Here is a 16,309-nt window from a genome sequence, read left to right as displayed (position 1 = left end):
GGTGCTGGTGCTGGAATTAAAAGTCAGTTGATTTGGTTTTTTCCGATATTAATTATATTTCAAAATGATATATATTGATTGCTAACAGTTAATGAATTACTTCTGTATAATATGTATGGATAATTTGTAATGTAAATAAAAAATTGAATAGTATGAATGTTTTGGTCTAGATATGTGTGAAACGTAACGATTATGGTTGGATTTCTACTATAACCATGGAAACTCGGTTTTTGAACCCATGAGCGCGGAAATGAATGCCTTATTCCGCACATCTTGGCACGCCAAATAGACCGGCCTATAGTTCCAATTATTTTATGAATTTTTTAAATTATTAGATATGCTCATCACGATATGGCTTCTCTCCTTATTATTCTTATAAATTTTACTATATATTCGGAGACTTGAGATGTGTTATACGCTACACACTTTGCGAACATTGTCAACCTAGCTCTTCGTTCACCACGCACCTTAAGTCGGCGAGCTCCGTAAGCATTTTTTAGTGCGGAGCAAACGCCCTCAATGGCCGCACGACTGTTCCCTGCTTCCCTATATTTTGTCTCCTCCAATTGATCTCTTTGCTCCGCCGCCGAGTACGTTCGGTCGGTTAATCTTATGGTTCTTCCCCCTGTTTTGTTGAGTTTGCCAATGCACTGATCCGCAAAGGGGCACTTCTTGCAATCCTCCCTGTTGAAATAAGTCACACTGGTCCCGCTCCCTGGTTTTCTCCCTGGTTTGTACTGGCTGTTCTCGGGTTCCTTGTTTGCCACGCATCGTGTAATTTCCTTTGTTCTTTTGTCTCGCACAAACGTGCTTGCCCTCAATTTATCGGGGTTCTCCCTTCGGCCCGTCATATTGGTGAAGCATAGCGAAATACCCTTTGATTGGGCAAGTTCGCTTATCTCATGGCTGTAGTACCCCCCCATCGGCACACAACCGCATTCCATCATGGGGAACCCATGTTTCTATGTACTCCTTCGCAAAGGCCGTATCTGGATGAAGGGAACCTTTCATATCAAAGAAGGAAATTAGGCTTACTCCCTTCTCTCCATCACGATCCTCTACGATTTGTCCGGAATATCCCCCTGTTTGTTCTTCTTCCTGTACTGAGCATCAGGATCATAAGGGCTTTGTAGACTACCAGAACGCACCTTGGAGAGCATCCTGAGATTTCCTTGTTCATCCTCCTCAGTTTGTTCCCAGATCACCCTTTCCAGCAATGCATACTCCTTGGTTGATCTGATGTTGTCATAGTGGGAGACCTGTTCCCTTACAGCCAGCAAACCCCAATTAGCTCTGCAGTCCTATGATCCCTTGTTGTTGCCCCTTTTTTGGGGGGAAGGGGAGGCTTGATAGCCCAATGATTGCCGACTATCGATGTCTGTTAGTTTACACCCTTCTCCAGAAAAACCCCCCACTCCGCGGGGAGGGGAATCAGGAGTTCAGCCGAGATACAAACCACATTTTCGCCACCAGATAGATCACGTCATACGGGTCCAATTTCCCTTATGTTGCTGTTGGATTAGCGGTGCTATCCATTCTACGGCAGGTGGATGTCATACCTACTATTGACTTTTGGAAGGTGGTAAAGTGCTGAAAGGAGTCCCGTGTAACATTGCATTTTGTTTTCCTCCTCGTATGCCAACAACCGTTTTCTGCCCTTCGTATAATGTTCTCCTACCTATAAGGGGCTTTCCTTTTTTGCCCCCCAGAGCTTCAAAGAACACTCCTTCCCGTGGAATACGTTCGATCAATTCCCTGTCTGTCCACCCAAAGGTTTCTTTAATGGACTCCAGGATTATGGTAAAAAGGATATCCTTGCAGGGTTGACCGATAGTATTATGATAATCGGCATATGTTTCCTTGTACCATGAAGCATGTTTCTCATAATACTCGCAAAGGGTTGCAAGTTTAATTTCTTCCTTGGTGGAACACCAGCGCCACTTATCCGCGAAGCATTCAATCCATTCCTCTACCCCTTCCAAGTTCGACTGTTCTATGGTACAATACCCTGAGACCATCTGTTATCAACCTCCCTTTATAGTGGGTATAAAGAGGATTGTATAGGAATAACAGATGGTCTTCAAGTTTCTTTGGGGGGTATTTTTCAGGCAGTACATATAAAGTTGTTTCGAATATACGTGAGGAAGATAGGTTCATGTCCTATTTTGTCTATATATTCTGAATATTATTATAATATCGGTAGTCCAACCATAATTATGAAACCGAGCTTCTATAGATAGTATGATTTCATAAAAGTTTATGTAGTTATTTTTTATGAATCCACAAAGGCCCACTTTCTATTTTTATTCGAACCTCAGGAAACAATTGTGAACATTTTTAACAGCACTAGCACCATAGATAAAAAATTATTTTCTTGCCCCTCCCGCGATAACACGGCAGCATATTATTGTGGGTGTGAACCTCTGAACAAGGTTTTTAGAGGGTATTTTCCTCACTGCCTCAGAATTATTAGTCAGGTATTTAGGCTGCTCATATGACACAAGGTCCCTTGGTTCCTCCATTGACAATCGTTATGGGAAGTTTGGTTTATTACATATCCAGTATCCATGAATGCCAATTCTGGCCTCCTTCCGCCGCATCCTCGGCCGATATCCAACAAGAGGAAAGCGGATAGCTGTTTTTTCTGAACGGGCTCTCCAAGATATTGAAAAATTGCAGGAGCAGGTGTGTTTGTCCTAGTTATGGATGGGGGCAGTTTTTCATTAAAGGGAGTTGATTATGGGGAAACCCTGGATTCTAATCGGTTTGGTGTGGCCCGCGGGAGCGGATTGTGTACAATCTATGACCGTCCAAATCATTCCGGGTCGTGAACAGGGGATCCGTATCTTTTCAGCCCAGGGAATATGAGAGAATTGCGGCTCTTTTGAGAGGCGAGGGGGACATTGATTACCAAATTTCAAGGTTTTGATAAGGGGAAACAGAAGCCATTCTGTAGGGATATGATGTCAAGGCGGGGCTGTGCTTATAAGTTAGGCTTTCGGGCTCAGAAAACTATGGAAGCGGCTGTATGAAGGTGTTGGGACGGGTAAGGTGGAATCACAGGTGTTTGATTTTCTTATGCGAACTGATTTCTCTCGCATTTTTGGGGTAGTCCAAGAAGAAGCCACAGTGACTATGTTGTTGCTAAGGGGGGACACGCCCCCACCCAGTCCCTGGGGTGGTAGGTAAACGCGTCGGGATCCGGAATGCGTACGAGGAGGTATTTACATAATTGATAGAATGTGCTATACTTACATAGAAGTATGGTTCTTATGAATTTATGTATATATATTTACTATAACTTCTAAGGTGTGTGCTATTTTACTATGAAAATAAGAGTAAAGTACATTTGTAGGTCGTTATTGTTACCGTTGGGGGGACTTTTTTCTGTAATGTCCCTGCTTTCTCCCGTTCAGGCGTCGCACTATATTGGGGAAAGTGTATTTCGTGACACCTACTGGGTGTTATTACCATTCTGGTAGATGGATTCATCCTGATGGCGACATAGTTGATTTATCGAGGAGACATTGTAGTGGGAATTGGGTGGGATACGCCTGGCCGGAGGGTCCCCGTACAAAGTGGAATTCATACCCATCCTGGCAGTATAATCAGTACCCATCCTGGCGGTATAATCAGTACCCATCCTGGCAGTATAATCAGTACCCATCCTGGCAGTATAATCAGTACCCATCCTGGCAGTATAATCAGTACCCATCCTGGCAGTATAATCAGTACCCATCCTGGTAGTATAATTAGTACCCATCCTGGCTGATATAGTCATACTTGGAACGGGTATACAATGTCCATATACTATCTTTCCAGCAGCATTCGAACGGGTAATGTACATTCCCCCCGAAGGAATTTTTGGCCCTCCGGGGGAATATTCCCCCACCCTGATTAGGAATCCGGATAGGCCCCTGCGGATTCGGGGGCCCCGCTAGGGGCTTTTTTGACCCGACACCCTATGAGAGGGTTGGCTGAGATGCCATCCCTACTCGACGTGAGAGACTTGGCTGAAATGCCGGGTCTACTCGACAAGGTAAGATCCCTTATATTCTTGATGATGTGAAAGCAAACAAACAAACAAGCGCGTTGGGGAATCCCGATAGAGCAAACTTAGTATAGGTAGGGGCTCGGTCCATGACAATAACTGCTGGATCAAATTCCTATAGGTGGTGATTTTACCTCTGGTAGTCCGTAAGTTCCTCATATTTTCGGCCCTTTGTCACAGCCAATACGGACCCAAGTTTTGTATCATAGGTATAGCTTGCGTGGTTCTTACCTTTCCTTGTCGATGTATCATCTATACCGATGGTCAAACAACGTCCCTGTTCCCTGGCCTGCCTAATGGCCTTTTCCTCAAGTTCTTTTCTCTTTCTAGGAAGAAATTCATCAAAAAATAGGGTATAACCTGTTCTCACCGGTATTCCATGTAATCTTGCTGCTTTCGCTGCTGAAGATAGTATTTGCCGTTGACGAAAGCATTTCCTTACAAAAGTCTGCATATTTTTTCCCTTTCCCAACAAATACATACACATGGTTGAATTTGTCTTCGCAGTAGTACATTTCCATCGTTGGGGGTTCATAACAGATTCAATTTCCCATAAGCCAAGGATGCCGTGTTTTATTTTTCGTTTCTTATCGAATCCCGCTCTCACCAATTTTTATCCCAAGTTTCCCGAATCTTCACAGGAATACCTGATTCCCGGGGATGGACGGTTGGCAATGGACTTCAGGATATAACGAATTATCATTTTATCTGATCTTGTGGGTCCTAATTTCTCTATTTTCATGATTTTCACCTCGTTCGAAAAGAGGGGCCTTGGGAAATCCGGTTTTCATCCCGATAACCCCTTATTTCCTGATAGAGGGTGGGTTGCCTATGATTATAACATATAAAACTTAAATTTTATAAAAATAACGTATATGTCCTACTGTGTTCCCGCAAGAATACCTTGGAATACAGTGGGAGGGAATCCAGATCTAAGCAGATATAAACACAGAAACCTACCACGATGCATTCGATCTATCGAACCATGGTTCAACCCTCACTCCTGCTGGGATCGAACCCCCAGGTCCGATGATATACGGCCAAGATCCAAAGTGTTTTACATAAAAGGAAACTCAGCGAATGGGACCTGAAAAATTTGCTCAGGAATTCATATCCACAACAGGATGTTGCCCAGAATACGTGTGAGACTCTGTTTACATAACTGATAAAATATGTTATATTGAGAGAGTAGCTTGGTTCTTAATGAATTCATGTTTATTAATTAAGTAGGGGGTACTATTTTTACTATGAAAATAAGAGTAAAATTCAATTATAGATCGTTATTGTTACCGTTAGGAGGATTGTTTTCCGTAATGTCCCTGCTTCCCCCCGCCCATGCGATGACCCATATCGAGAAGGATACACCTCGTGATACATCTGGGTGTTATTACCACGATGGCAAATGGAACCATCCTGACAACGATATGGTTGGTTCACCGAAGAAACCTTGTAGTGGAAACAGGGTGGGTGCTTCTGTTCAGGCGTTGCACGACATCCGGGAAGATAGTAGTACATCTCCTGGTGTTACAATGGGTAAGGATCATGAAGGGGATACCTCTTCAAAGTCCCTACTAGATTCCATTTGGGGAGATAACCTACTAGGGTCCTTACGAAAGTCCCTTTCTGAATCAAACCAGAAACCAGAGGATAAGAATCATGGGGAAGATAATTTTTGGGGGTTCCTACTAGGATCAGGTTCGAATTCTGAATCAGGTTCGAAATCAGAGAGTGGGAATCATACTCAGCAGCTACAACCTCAGCAGTTACACCCTAACTTCCCACCAATACAGCAGCAAGCACACCCTAACAATACAGCAGCAAGCACACCCTAAGAAGGTACTCCTGCGGATCAACAACATGCTATACTGAAGTAAGTAATCTAAGTGAAATCGGTTCAATCCCCGGTTTTTTGGCTTTCACCACGGTCTGATATTTCATGATTCCCCTTATGGGGATACAAGGGAAAGCATCCAAACGGGTGGGTGCATTCCCCCTGTATTTTTAATTATAATTTTTTATTATCTTTATAGACAGAAAATTCCTTCTATTTTTCGTTCTCTCTTATCGAAATTTTAAATAAAATTATGTTCCTTCCCTATCCCGGTGTTTTCCACGCTAAATACCAAAGTAACGGTCGAGTTATATTTGTAATCCTGTCGTCCTGTCAGGGTTCTTGTGAAGAGGAGAAGAAGGAGTTGGGTATGATCACCCATATAGAACACCCAAGGGGCCTTTCATTCCGATAAGGGTTTGAGATTCGATTCTATATCCAACCATGCACCGGTTAGAGTATAATATTCCAGAAAAAAGTAATTTTTAACTACAAATTACCTATATTGATAATGCTTACATATATTTTTTCATTATTACTAAATATTATAATAATTTTTATATTTTTTGAAGAAGCACCGAAGGAGAACAATGCGTACAATTTAAAAATAAATTGATTTATTATAATTTGGGAATCATGCTAGAGGCTTTGGACCCTATGTCCCTGTACAAGATGAATCATAGGGCTATTTTTCCATGGCAAGGTAAAAACAAAAGGTTTGCCCTGATCCCATTACCCCAACATGTGTTACAATAGGCGGGGAAGGTATGTTTGATTATGCCTTAAGCTCAAAGTGGACATGAAAAATATTCAGAAAGGGCAGACGAAAATGTTGAAACTAGAAAACGATAAAAATTATAAGGTTATCCTATATTATCATTACACAAAAATAAGGAATCCAGAGGATTTTGCTGCAATCCAACGCGAATTCTGTATGGCCCACAACCTACGTGGTCGTATTTGGGTCGCCGAGGAGGGAATCAATGGAACCGTATCGGGAACGACCGAAGCAATTATGGAGTATGAGGTTTTTTTGAAGCGGCAACCGGGAATGGGAAGCATTCACGTAAAGAGCGATCACTGCGCGGGGCACGTGTTTCCGAAGTTGAAGGTGCGGGTAAGGAAGGAAATCGTTTGCTGGCGGTTGGATCGAGATCTCAATCCGTCCGAAAAGACGGGGAACTATGTAACTGCCCAACAATTCAAAAAGGCCATGCAAGAAAGAGACACTATCATCCTTGACGGACGAAATGGCTATGAGTATGATCTCGGCCATTTCAGGGGTGCTATCCGTGCTGACATAAGAACCACACGTGAATTTCCCGGTTGGTTGCGGAAGCACTTTCGCTTTCCCCCCCATCAGCGTGTTGTCACCTATTGTACGGGGGGCATACGATGCGAAAAATTAACCGCCTGGTTACGGGAAGAGGGATACACCAACGTAGCACAACTGCAGGGGGGCATCATTACCTACAGCCAAGATGAGGATACACAGGGAGAAAATTTTATGGGCCTCTGTTATACCTTTGATGAACGAAAGGCTATCCCCGTCAACCGGAAGGAACCCCATGTCATTGTGGGGCGTTGTTGGCATTGCAAAGCACCTGCTGAGACGTACATTGATTGCGCCTATGACTTTTGTCATCTTCAGCATATCGTCTGTCCCACCTGTTGGAAGGAAAAACAGGGATTTTGTACCCCAACGTGCGCGCAAAAACAGGGAACTTCCCTCCCTCGTCCATCATGAAAATCCACGATACAAAAAGGAGGGTCTTTCCCACTATAGATAAGCGCATCGCCTCTTTTCCCGAGGGTGTGCAAGCCTACATTGGGGCCATGCAGGACGCGGACCGATCTCCCCAAACGATCAATGGTTATGTGTACGATTTTTCCCTGTTTTTTTCTTTCTTGGCACGTGAACAGCTCGTACTGGAGGAGGTTACTGAAAATGTTCTCCACAAATTTTTTCAGGAAATGGGGGGGGGATACCAACGAATCCTAGACGTTCCTGTAACCAAACGAAATGCCCAATTGATCAACCAAGTTACCGAAGATGTGCAAAAAACGTACCAGCGTGCAAACGCGCGAAGTGGCAAACAACGGAAACAGTCCTCGTTGCGCTCTCTGTTTTGTTATCTGGTGCGTACAAAGAGACTACCCAACAATCCTATGGAGGCCTATGATCGAACAGCTCTGCAGACCAAGAGAAAAAAAACGCTGCCCACCTTTCTCAGCCGAGAAGAGGCTGTTAGATTGGTAGCTGCCGTAGATTCCTTTCAAACCCCACAAACGAAGGGTTGGCACAGGATGCGCAATCGGGCCATCTTGATGATGCTGTTGGGAACCGGAATACGGGTATCAGAACTAGTCCAATTACGTTTTTTGCATATACACAAGGTGGAAGAGGAGGGGGTTTACAAACTCCTCATTATTGGGAAAGGTGAGGGGGAACGTTGGCTGACCCTACATAAGCGGGCAAGCGAGGCCCTAGACCATTATCTTGTCGTTCGACCTATCGCCAATCCCCTTCTTCCCCCTTCTCAGGCAGACATAATTTTTCTCAACAAAAATAAAGGGCCCATGAGTCGCCGTAGCATTGGGAGCATAGTGAAGAAATATGCGCTGGAGGCAAACTTGCCTGTAAGGGCTTCCGAACTCACACCCCATAAACTGCGACATACACTAGCTACATTTCTACTCTCCCAGGGGGAGAATTTGCGGATCGTTCAGGAGATACTGGGTCACTCCTGCGTGAAGACAACGCAAATTTATACTCATGTGGTGGATTCAGAAAAGGAAGAAGCCCTGAGGAAGTTGGATAAGATTTGGTGAAATACCCCCCATGATTTCCACTATTGGGTAATTTTCATGAAATATTTAACTATTTTACGGTTAGGTTTTATATTCCCTATTCTATGTCTATTCTTACGTTTATTCTGTGTCCAGAGGAAGGGGATTGGTTCTGAATTATGGATCGTGGGTTGTCTCCGAAGGAACTAGCAGTACTAGGCTACATACACAAGACTGTACAAACAAGGGGCTATCCCCCTTCTGTCCGTGAAATCGGAAAAGCTGTTGGATTGAGTTCCAGTTCCACTGTGCATACCTATCTTTTACGCCTTGAAAAACATGGCTGCATACACCGTGATCCCTCCAAACCACGGGCGATTGAGGTACTATGGACCCCCACACCCATTCATGGGGGGAGAGATATCAGGGAGGTGCCCCTCGTAGGGAAAGTTACGGCAGGGACACCTATTACAGCTGTTGGGGATTCCGTCATGGACTTTTATCCCCTGCCGGGGGAATGGGTTGGCCCGGGTCCGTGCTTCATGTTGACTGTTGAGGGCAACAGTATGATCAATGCGGGCATTCATCACGGAGACAAGGTCATCGTGCGTGAGCAAAAAACCGCTAGAGACGGTGATATTGTTGTAGCGATGACTTCAGACCATGAAGCCACCATCAAACGATTTTTTTATGAGGGTTCAATGAAAAGGTTCCGCCTTCAGCCCGAAAACGATCATTTCGAACCCATATACCTGAAGAAGGTGCAAATCCTGGGTTTAATCATCGGCTTAATTCGTATCCCCTTGTCCCCACAGTAGGAAATGTCACTAGATTTTCGGGGAGCAAGGAATGGGAAGGAACTAGTATTTAAATATTTTTTCATGTAATTTTTTTTAATTATGTGTGTATGTGTCATATAATCTGACCTTTGTCCCCATTGTAGATGCATTCCATATTTTAAAAATTAAATATTTTATTTTAATAAAAGATGATGTATCCTTCTTAAGAACATGAAACTAATACTATTCGCCTTTATTTTATGAGGATATTCATGAAAACTATTTTCAGAGGGAGTATCCCTCCATTTGCGTTTGGTTTTAGGTATTACGATTCTCAATTTTTTTATCGTTATTTATATATAAAAAACACAATATCTTGTTGTGATGAACATTATAATCTACAATCGGAATACTCTTATGGAAAAAATATCCAGATAAAATGGTGTTTTAAGGAACGATCCGACAGTTTCCGTTCAGAACATCTGTTCTCAGAATTGTGTTCTTTCTTTGTTCTCACATAAAATTCAATAAATATAGTAAGTTCATTGGATAATGCTTTCCTCACCCGGATAAGAAACACAGCAGAGGAAGGTACGAAGAACATGACACTAGACTGGGGGTTCTGAATGGTCAAAATCCTATGGGACCATGGGAGTCACATAATGCGAGAGTGGTACGTGTGGTTCGTCCGAGAGGGCTGGTTGAGATGCCAGGCCCTACTCGATGTGAGGGACTCGGCTGAAATACCGGGTCTACTCGACATTATATGGAGAAACAATCCATATGAATAAAAATGGAATCGGGACCCTCTCTAATTCCGTAACCATAAAGTTCAAGGATTTGGACAGGTGACTCAAAGTGTGGCTGCACAGTTGTCGTGTTTGAATGCGGAATCAGTGTGATTTCCTTTTTTTACCTGTTCATCGGAACTATATTTTTATATTTTTGAATATTTATTTAATTATTTTTCCGACAGATCTGGATCAGAATATTTTCCCCGTGGATAATTGGTGATGATATATCGACGGGGAGACTATCCATAATGAGGGGGTCCGCCTCGCTGATATCTCGCCGGTTGTTGATAGGGTACTGATCCTCCTCCACCCTGTGGGGGATACCCTTGCTGATGTGTGTGTCTACCCTGGTGATGACGCAGCGGTCGGGAACCACGTTGACGCACGTTGCCCCCCAACGGTCTCTGTTGCTGCTGTGGGGCGGGATGATGAGAAACGGGTGGTGGCGGTTGGACCGGTGTTTGTCCCGACATACGTGGCGGCGGCGGTTGTGGGGGGGGTGACAACTGTTGCTGTGTAAAGGGGGGGGAAGGGGCAAATTGTTGTATTTGCCTCACGGTATTTTGTAAAGAGGAGTGGGCCTGATCGATTTGGTGCCGGAGTTGGTAATTTTCCTCTCGGAGCCGTTGTAGATCTTGGAAAATTCTGTCCAAAAATTGCATAATGTTTTCATTGGGGGAACCCTCCTGTTGATCTGGTTCTTGCTGTTTATTTCTTTCAAAGTCAATATAATCCTTTATTATAACGTCAAGAAAATCATTGACTTCATTAATGTTGTAGCCACGCAATCCAACCTTGAATTCCTTATTGTGGATGTCCTGGGCTGTAAGTCGAACCATCCTCCCATCCCCCCCGCATCCGTATAACCCCCTGAGGAACGGTTCCCGGGGCCGACGCTCGTAGATAAGGCTTGTTTTATAATATTTTTTCTCTATTTATATACTAATTCTTCATTACTCAATTGAATGTACTAATTCCTCTTTTTATACGGGGTCTCCAGGAAATGGATGGGGATCTGATCTTGAAACGGATGGTTGTGGAAAACAATGTAGGGAAAGTGGATACTGTTGCTACCGTATTATAATGTACATATAAACTTGACACGTGATGGACATGTGTATTCATATAAATAAATATACATTTTGAGAATGTTTTCAAAAAATCCCATTGTTACTGGGCTCTCGTTGTGGCATCGCATTTGCATTGTGAACGCGGTATACTTTAAGTTGGGAAAGGGATTAGCAGGGATTGAATTACAGAGGAAAGAGGGGCCCAGTAGTGACCACAACAACGCCCAGTATGGAGGATTATCTAGAATATATCTGTAAATTGATTGATACAAAAGGATACGCCCGTGTTTCCGACATTGCGGCTGTTCTCAATGTGCATCCTTCCTCTGTGACGAAGATGGTTCAGAAACTGGCCCAAAATCAATATCTTGTTTACGAAAGGTATCGGGGGCTCATTCTTACACCACAGGGGGAAAAGATTGCCAAGCATTTGGTGTGGAGACATGCTCTGCTGGAACGTTTCCTATTGCAGATTGGTGTTCCAAAGGCTATTGTTCATCGTGAGGTGGAGGGAGTAGAACACCATCTTAGTTGTGAAACATTGCAACGCATTGAGGTTCTGATGGGGTATCTGGCGGGGAAAGAGGATTGGCTACTGTTGTGTAACGAAAAAGGTGATGGATCTAAATTCCGGTCGGACGAGTAGCAGTGGTATTGTTAGGCTCTCCTGCGGGTCAGGATTCATTCATGCTTAGAGTCCATTTTTGCGGAGTTCGGTAAATATCATAGGGGAGAGGGGGGGTTATTCGTGAAAGCAGATGCAATCTTTGAGGGTGGAGGTATCAAAGTTGTTGGTTTGGTAGGGGCGTTTTCGGTAGCGGAGAAGCGCGGTTACCGTTTTCACTCCCTAGCAGGTACTTCTGCGGGTGCGCTTTTAGCATCCTTACTTGCGGCAGGTTATACAGCGGATGAGCTCCGTGATATTGTTATGGGTAAAGATTTTTCCACCTTTCTAGCCTCTTCCTGGTATGATCGCATCCCCTACGTGGGTTCCCATACATTTCGCTTCATCCGTATGTGTTGCCGGAAGGGGTTTTATTCGGGTAATCGATTCGAGAAATGGTTACAGGATTTATTGGCAGCGAAGAAAATTTATACCTTTTCCGATCTACCCCCCGATATTTCCCTATCTATTGTTGCTTCCGACATAACACGGGGTAGATTGTTGTTGTTGCCCGAGGGGGTAAAAGAATATGGTGGTTTCCCCGAGAAAATGAGCGTTGCTCGCGCGGTTCGAATGAGTTGTAGTATCCCGTTCCTATTCGATCCGGTGCGTTTGACTCATTATCCCACTTCAACAACGAGCTATGTAGTAGACGGCGGTATTTTGAGTAATTTTCCGGTCTGGATTTTTGATCGTAATCCACCCCGTTGGCCGACATTTGGTTTCCGTTTTGTTTCGGGACAACGGAGATCGGTACAGGTGGTGCGTGGACCCTTAGCTTTGTTGCGTTCTGTGGTCTACACCATGATCAATGCACACGATGATCGTTGTGTAGATGAACAGGAACTCTTACGTACTATTGAGGTTCCTAGTATGGACATTAAGGTGACCGATTTTAGTCTATCCCCATCGCGTAAACATGATCTCTATCAGGCGGGTGTGGAGGCTGCAGAAAATTTTTTCAAAAACTGGAGCTTTGTGAATTACATAACGGTTATGCGTAGAAGGACATCCCTAAGGGGATGTATTCGTGGGAAAAATTATCAAGGAGTGATGAAGAAATGGATCTAGGAGTATAGGTCCTGTTCATTTGAATGAATTTTATATTATATTTTGGTACAACATGTTTTTTCTATTAAAATTGGTTGTTTATGTATATATAAAATATGAATTTGTATTGGTCTCCATGTTCATTATTATAAAATATATACAATATAAAATAAATATAAAATTTGTATTATTATCCTATGCATACGTATGCATAGGATGGTTCCCTTCTTAAGCATACAGCGGGTCTAGATGGATATATACCAATATCATATTTATTTAGTAATTTATGGTAATTATTTAATATATGATGATTATATGACTTTATAGAGTTATTCAGAATAATAATAGAACGAACACAAGCATGGACCTAGGCTAGGAGGTTTTATCAGCGTATTCTCTAGAGGGGCTTCCTAATACAATAATCTAAAATTTTAAAAAAACATGAAATTTTTTTATTCCGTCTGCACTATTATGGTACCATTTTATGCAATCGAGGAAGAAAAATAGGGCTATTTTGCCATGATGGGACAAAAATAAGGGATGGATCCGCGGGCAACATGGGGTGTACAGACAGGAAGAATCTAATCTAGGCACTTATAAGGAACCTGAGAGAGGTCGCGCTCCAAGCTAGGTGCAGGGGAGATGAAGATATGCCCTTGGGAATCGGTCGATAACGCATCGAAACGAGCCATTCATGTCGAAACCAAGGGGTAAAGATTCTCTACCCCGGGACCAAGTTGGGGAAGAAAATCTATCCACTGTCTTAATGGCATGCGGTGTACAGGTGGGATGAACTCAACATAGATTTTACCGTGCAACTCAGGAACCTATCATGCGGATGCCCAGCGGCTGATCGTCGCTAGGCCGTAAAAGCCAATAGATATCGAGGAGGCGGCTCTGTACACAGGGGCGGGTTGATTTGTGCAGGATGGGGAGGGACGGATCATGCAGGAGTGTGTTGGATTCGGTCCTATGAGAGGATCGGTTGAAATACCGGTTCTACTCGATGGTGCACAGACGTATGACCGTTGCCGAGCGTAATAAGAGCTAAAGATAATGGGGGCTTCCGTACAACTTTCTTAGAATGGAGCCATGCACAATCTGGAATGAAGAAATGATCGTGAGTGGGACCGGACCACATCGGATCGAAATCGGAACCGGACATGGAAGAGAGAGGTATGGAGAACATGACATCAGATTGGTGCTGAATGGGCAAAATCCTATGGAACCCTAAGAGCCGCATAATGCGAGTGTAGTATGTGATGAATGATGCATACACCCGTTCGGATTCTGCCCCGCAAATTCTTGGGGGTTTGCTTGAGGCTAGGAATTCGCCTGGATGAGAATGGGGACGGGGGATGTGGGATGGATCCGGGTATCATAGCTGCGTTGTTGGTGTGGTCGACGTTGATTTTATGGTGGACAGGCTGGTTTACCCATTTGGGTTCCGTTCTCCCGATCCGGTCGTGTAATTTAGGAATCCTCTGGGGCGCGCTATCCTTCTCTTATCTTTATCCAGCTATACCCATCACGACCCATTGGCTCCTTCACCCTTCCTATATTGTTTATTTCATACTCACTGTTATTTTACTAAGAAAATCTATAGTAGGACGGAGATTCTATCTGGCAAACGGGGTTCTCCTGCTAGGAACAATCCCCCTAGGGGAGTTGTTCCTATTGGGGGAACGGGTAGGTATAGGGGACGAATGGGTTCATTTCGTGGTTTCCGGCAGTATGTTGTTGGGGGGGATTCTAATGAGTAGAAACCCCGGGGGACAGATGTTTCTACTATTGGGTAGCTGGTTGATTTGGAATCTTTGGCGTTGGTTCTGGATGCAGGATCGTTGGATACCCGTTACCCTGGGGGATGGACAGTTTCGTTTAGGAGCCGTTTTGATTCTCATCCTGAGTTGCCTATGGTTTTTCTGGACACAGCGATCTTCGCGGAGGTCCTCCTCTATATGGGAGTGAAGGGTATGGACAGTGGAGGTATATTAGAATCCATCCATTGGTCGGTATCTACATGGGCCGTGGTAATAGGGATCATTACTGGTTTTTTTGTTAGAATATGTATTTTAAAAATTGATTTTAGACAATATCCTAGCTATCCCTATGGATGCATTGTACATCTCTCCCTAGGTCTCATCGCCTCAGCATTGGGGGCTGTTGCCGTACCGGCCCTACTCGCACGCAACTATATCGCTGTCACTTTTCTAGCCCTGGCTGCGCAACAATTCCGGGAGGTTCGTAGAATGGAGCGGGAAACACTAACCCGCCTAGATATAACAGAGTTGGTTCCACGTGGCACCAACTATATAGAGGGTATGGCTATGGTATTTGAGGGAAGGAATTATGTAGTAATTGCGGCCTCCCTCCTGAGTTCTTCCCTTGTTATGTTTACTGGGGATATACACTGGGGCCTCCTAGGGGGTCTTCTCCTGGTTTTAGGAAGCCGATTTTTGCTCAAAAATTGCCGGGTGGGGGATATTGCTGAGGTAAGCGAGGCAGAAATTACCTTTTACGGTGCCAATGTTTATGTGGATCATAGTTATCTCACCAACATGGGGATCGATCGGAATAGAAAAGTCGTTCGTGAAAAGGGAAAAGGATTTGTTATTCAACCGAGGCATGTTAAATATGAAGTTGCATTGAGTAATTTGGGACAACGACAGGCTATTCTCCATGATGCATCCTCGATTCTGGGTGTGTATCGCGATAGGAATAGGCCATCCCTCGTTCCTATGGCTAAGAGAGATCTAACTCGGGGACGACTAGTGGTTCTATTGCTACCTCTCTTTGAAGACCCATATGCCGTTCCTCCAAGAACGGGGAGGGAGGTAATCCAGGGAACCCTTGTGTTGGAAAATTCCGTTCGTTCTCCCCTTGGATTGGCTCGACTTCGTTGGCTGCTGGGGAGGAGGTGAACATCGTCGCAATGAATGGGGGGAATAGGGGTCCCAACCTGGTTGCCGTGGTGACCACGCAACCGGAACTCGTCAGGGGTAATAGTGTTGTCTTTGTAGTTGAAGATGAAACCATGCTCCATCATTGTGCTGCCCAATTGGAGATCTTTCTAGGCGCGCGTTCCTATGCCCTCTATTCAACAACGATCCTTATGGTTCAACAACAATCCGGTTGATCCCAAACAGCCCTGTTCATCAGTACAACCATCGGAATGGTTGTTTCGTTGCTTTACTCCCAATTTTTATGCAGTTTCTATGATAAAATGGAGAACGGTATTGGGTATCTATCGTGTGATGCATTGGTAGAAGGAAGGGAG

Annotated in this window: 15 protein-coding genes and 1 pseudogene; 11 read left to right on the top strand and 5 right to left on the bottom strand. The window is 44.1% G+C overall.

The features are described 5' to 3' along the window. Window positions 1-344 precede the first annotated feature (344 nt). From PPRES148_RS08915 to PPRES148_RS08905, 3 genes are all read right to left on the bottom strand, one after another. Window positions 345-947 carry a transposase gene (locus PPRES148_RS08915; protein WP_149454153.1) on the bottom strand — a complete coding sequence of 201 codons (603 nt, stop codon included), beginning with the start codon at window positions 945-947 and terminating at the stop codon, window positions 345-347. A 111-nt stretch (window positions 948-1,058) separates the two neighbouring features. Then, on the bottom strand, window positions 1,059-1,280 hold the full coding sequence (locus PPRES148_RS08910) for a hypothetical protein (protein WP_149454152.1): 222 nt from the start codon (window positions 1,278-1,280) through the stop codon (window positions 1,059-1,061). 282 nt (window positions 1,281-1,562) lie between these two features. Beyond that, window positions 1,563-2,018 carry a hypothetical protein gene (locus PPRES148_RS08905; protein WP_149454151.1) on the bottom strand — a complete coding sequence of 152 codons (456 nt, stop codon included), beginning with the start codon at window positions 2,016-2,018 and terminating at the stop codon, window positions 1,563-1,565. A 721-nt stretch (window positions 2,019-2,739) separates the two neighbouring features. On the opposite strand from PPRES148_RS08905, the gene PPRES148_RS13065 reads away from it, so the two are divergent. Next, window positions 2,740-2,868 carry a hypothetical protein gene (locus tag PPRES148_RS13065; protein WP_281289962.1) on the top strand — a complete coding sequence of 43 codons (129 nt, stop codon included), beginning with the start codon at window positions 2,740-2,742 and terminating at the stop codon, window positions 2,866-2,868. Window positions 2,869-4,181: 1,313 nt separating this feature from the next. On the opposite strand, the gene PPRES148_RS08900 is transcribed toward PPRES148_RS13065, so the two are convergent. Beyond that, window positions 4,182-4,658 (bottom strand): hypothetical protein, encoded by a 477-nt coding sequence (locus PPRES148_RS08900; RefSeq protein ID WP_149454150.1) that lies wholly within the window; start codon window positions 4,656-4,658, stop codon window positions 4,182-4,184. A gap of 640 nt (window positions 4,659-5,298) precedes the next feature. On the opposite strand from PPRES148_RS08900, the gene PPRES148_RS08895 reads away from it, so the two are divergent. From PPRES148_RS08895 to PPRES148_RS13060, 5 genes are all read left to right on the top strand, one after another. Continuing rightward, entirely contained in the window at window positions 5,299-5,883 is a 585-nt protein-coding gene (locus tag PPRES148_RS08895) for a hypothetical protein (protein ID WP_149454149.1), read from the top strand. Between the two features lie 828 nt (window positions 5,884-6,711). Then, a complete protein-coding gene (gene trhO / locus PPRES148_RS08890) occupies window positions 6,712-7,629 on the top strand; it encodes an oxygen-dependent tRNA uridine(34) hydroxylase TrhO (RefSeq protein WP_149454148.1) in 918 nt (305 codons plus the stop codon). Between the two features lie 68 nt (window positions 7,630-7,697). Further along, a complete protein-coding gene (locus tag PPRES148_RS08885) occupies window positions 7,698-8,714 on the top strand; it encodes a tyrosine-type recombinase/integrase (protein WP_223128019.1) in 1,017 nt (338 codons plus the stop codon). A gap of 137 nt (window positions 8,715-8,851) precedes the next feature. Further along, window positions 8,852-9,490 (top strand): transcriptional repressor LexA, encoded by a 639-nt coding sequence (lexA, locus tag PPRES148_RS08880; RefSeq protein WP_149454146.1) that lies wholly within the window; start codon window positions 8,852-8,854, stop codon window positions 9,488-9,490. Window positions 9,491-10,113: 623 nt separating this feature from the next. Further along, on the top strand, window positions 10,114-10,242 hold the full coding sequence (locus PPRES148_RS13060; protein ID WP_281289961.1) for a hypothetical protein: 129 nt from the start codon (window positions 10,114-10,116) through the stop codon (window positions 10,240-10,242). A 721-nt stretch (window positions 10,243-10,963) separates the two neighbouring features. Here the strand turns inward: PPRES148_RS13060 and PPRES148_RS13380 are convergent. Continuing rightward, window positions 10,964-11,084: pseudogene (locus tag PPRES148_RS13380) on the bottom strand (DivIVA domain-containing protein); the annotation flags it as partial. Window positions 11,085-11,544: 460 nt separating this feature from the next. Between PPRES148_RS13380 and mntR the strand changes: the two are divergent. From mntR to PPRES148_RS08850, 5 genes are all read left to right on the top strand, one after another. Then, entirely contained in the window at window positions 11,545-11,961 is a 417-nt protein-coding gene (gene mntR / locus PPRES148_RS08870) for a transcriptional regulator MntR (protein ID WP_149454309.1), read from the top strand. 102 nt (window positions 11,962-12,063) lie between these two features. Next, window positions 12,064-13,050 (top strand): patatin-like phospholipase family protein, encoded by a 987-nt coding sequence (locus tag PPRES148_RS08865; protein ID WP_187820891.1) that lies wholly within the window; start codon window positions 12,064-12,066, stop codon window positions 13,048-13,050. 1,296 nt (window positions 13,051-14,346) lie between these two features. Continuing rightward, entirely contained in the window at window positions 14,347-15,000 is a 654-nt protein-coding gene (locus PPRES148_RS08860; RefSeq protein WP_149454143.1) for a hypothetical protein, read from the top strand. 5 nt (window positions 15,001-15,005) lie between these two features. Beyond that, the gene (locus PPRES148_RS08855; protein WP_149454142.1) at window positions 15,006-15,953 is read left to right on the top strand and encodes a YIEGIA domain-containing protein; all 948 of its coding nucleotides are present in this window, start codon (window positions 15,006-15,008) and stop codon (window positions 15,951-15,953) included. Then, on the top strand, window positions 15,950-16,168 hold the full coding sequence (locus PPRES148_RS08850) for a capping complex subunit for YIEGIA (protein WP_149454141.1): 219 nt from the start codon (window positions 15,950-15,952) through the stop codon (window positions 16,166-16,168). Before PPRES148_RS08855 ends, PPRES148_RS08850 begins: the two co-directional genes overlap by 4 nt. Window positions 16,169-16,309: the final 141 nt, after the last annotated feature.

The organism is Pasteuria penetrans, from assembly GCF_900538055.1.
GTDB classification, from domain to species: Bacteria; Bacillota; Bacilli; order Thermoactinomycetales; family Thermoactinomycetaceae; genus Pasteuria; species Pasteuria penetrans.
This window is presented reverse-complemented; position numbering and strand designations above follow the sequence as displayed.

Bases quoted from the DNA above. Each gene is read 5' to 3' on its own strand.
- PPRES148_RS08915 (WP_149454153.1), bottom strand. From the start codon at position 947: ATGATGGAATGCGGTTGTGTGCCGATGGGGGGGTACTACAGCCATGAG.
- mntR (WP_149454309.1), top strand. From the start codon at position 11,545: ATGGAGGATTATCTAGAATATATCTGTAAATTGATTGATACAAAAGGA.
- PPRES148_RS13060 (WP_281289961.1), top strand. From the start codon at position 10,114: ATGCGAGAGTGGTACGTGTGGTTCGTCCGAGAGGGCTGGTTGAGATGC.
- trhO (WP_149454148.1), top strand. From the start codon at position 6,712: ATGTTGAAACTAGAAAACGATAAAAATTATAAGGTTATCCTATATTAT.
- lexA (WP_149454146.1), top strand. From the start codon at position 8,852: ATGGATCGTGGGTTGTCTCCGAAGGAACTAGCAGTACTAGGCTACATA.
- PPRES148_RS08855 (WP_149454142.1), top strand. From the start codon at position 15,006: ATGGACAGTGGAGGTATATTAGAATCCATCCATTGGTCGGTATCTACA.
- PPRES148_RS08895 (WP_149454149.1), top strand. From the start codon at position 5,299: ATGAAAATAAGAGTAAAATTCAATTATAGATCGTTATTGTTACCGTTA.
- PPRES148_RS08905 (WP_149454151.1), bottom strand. From the start codon at position 2,018: ATGGTCTCAGGGTATTGTACCATAGAACAGTCGAACTTGGAAGGGGTA.
- PPRES148_RS13065 (WP_281289962.1), top strand. From the start codon at position 2,740: ATGGGGAAACCCTGGATTCTAATCGGTTTGGTGTGGCCCGCGGGAGCG.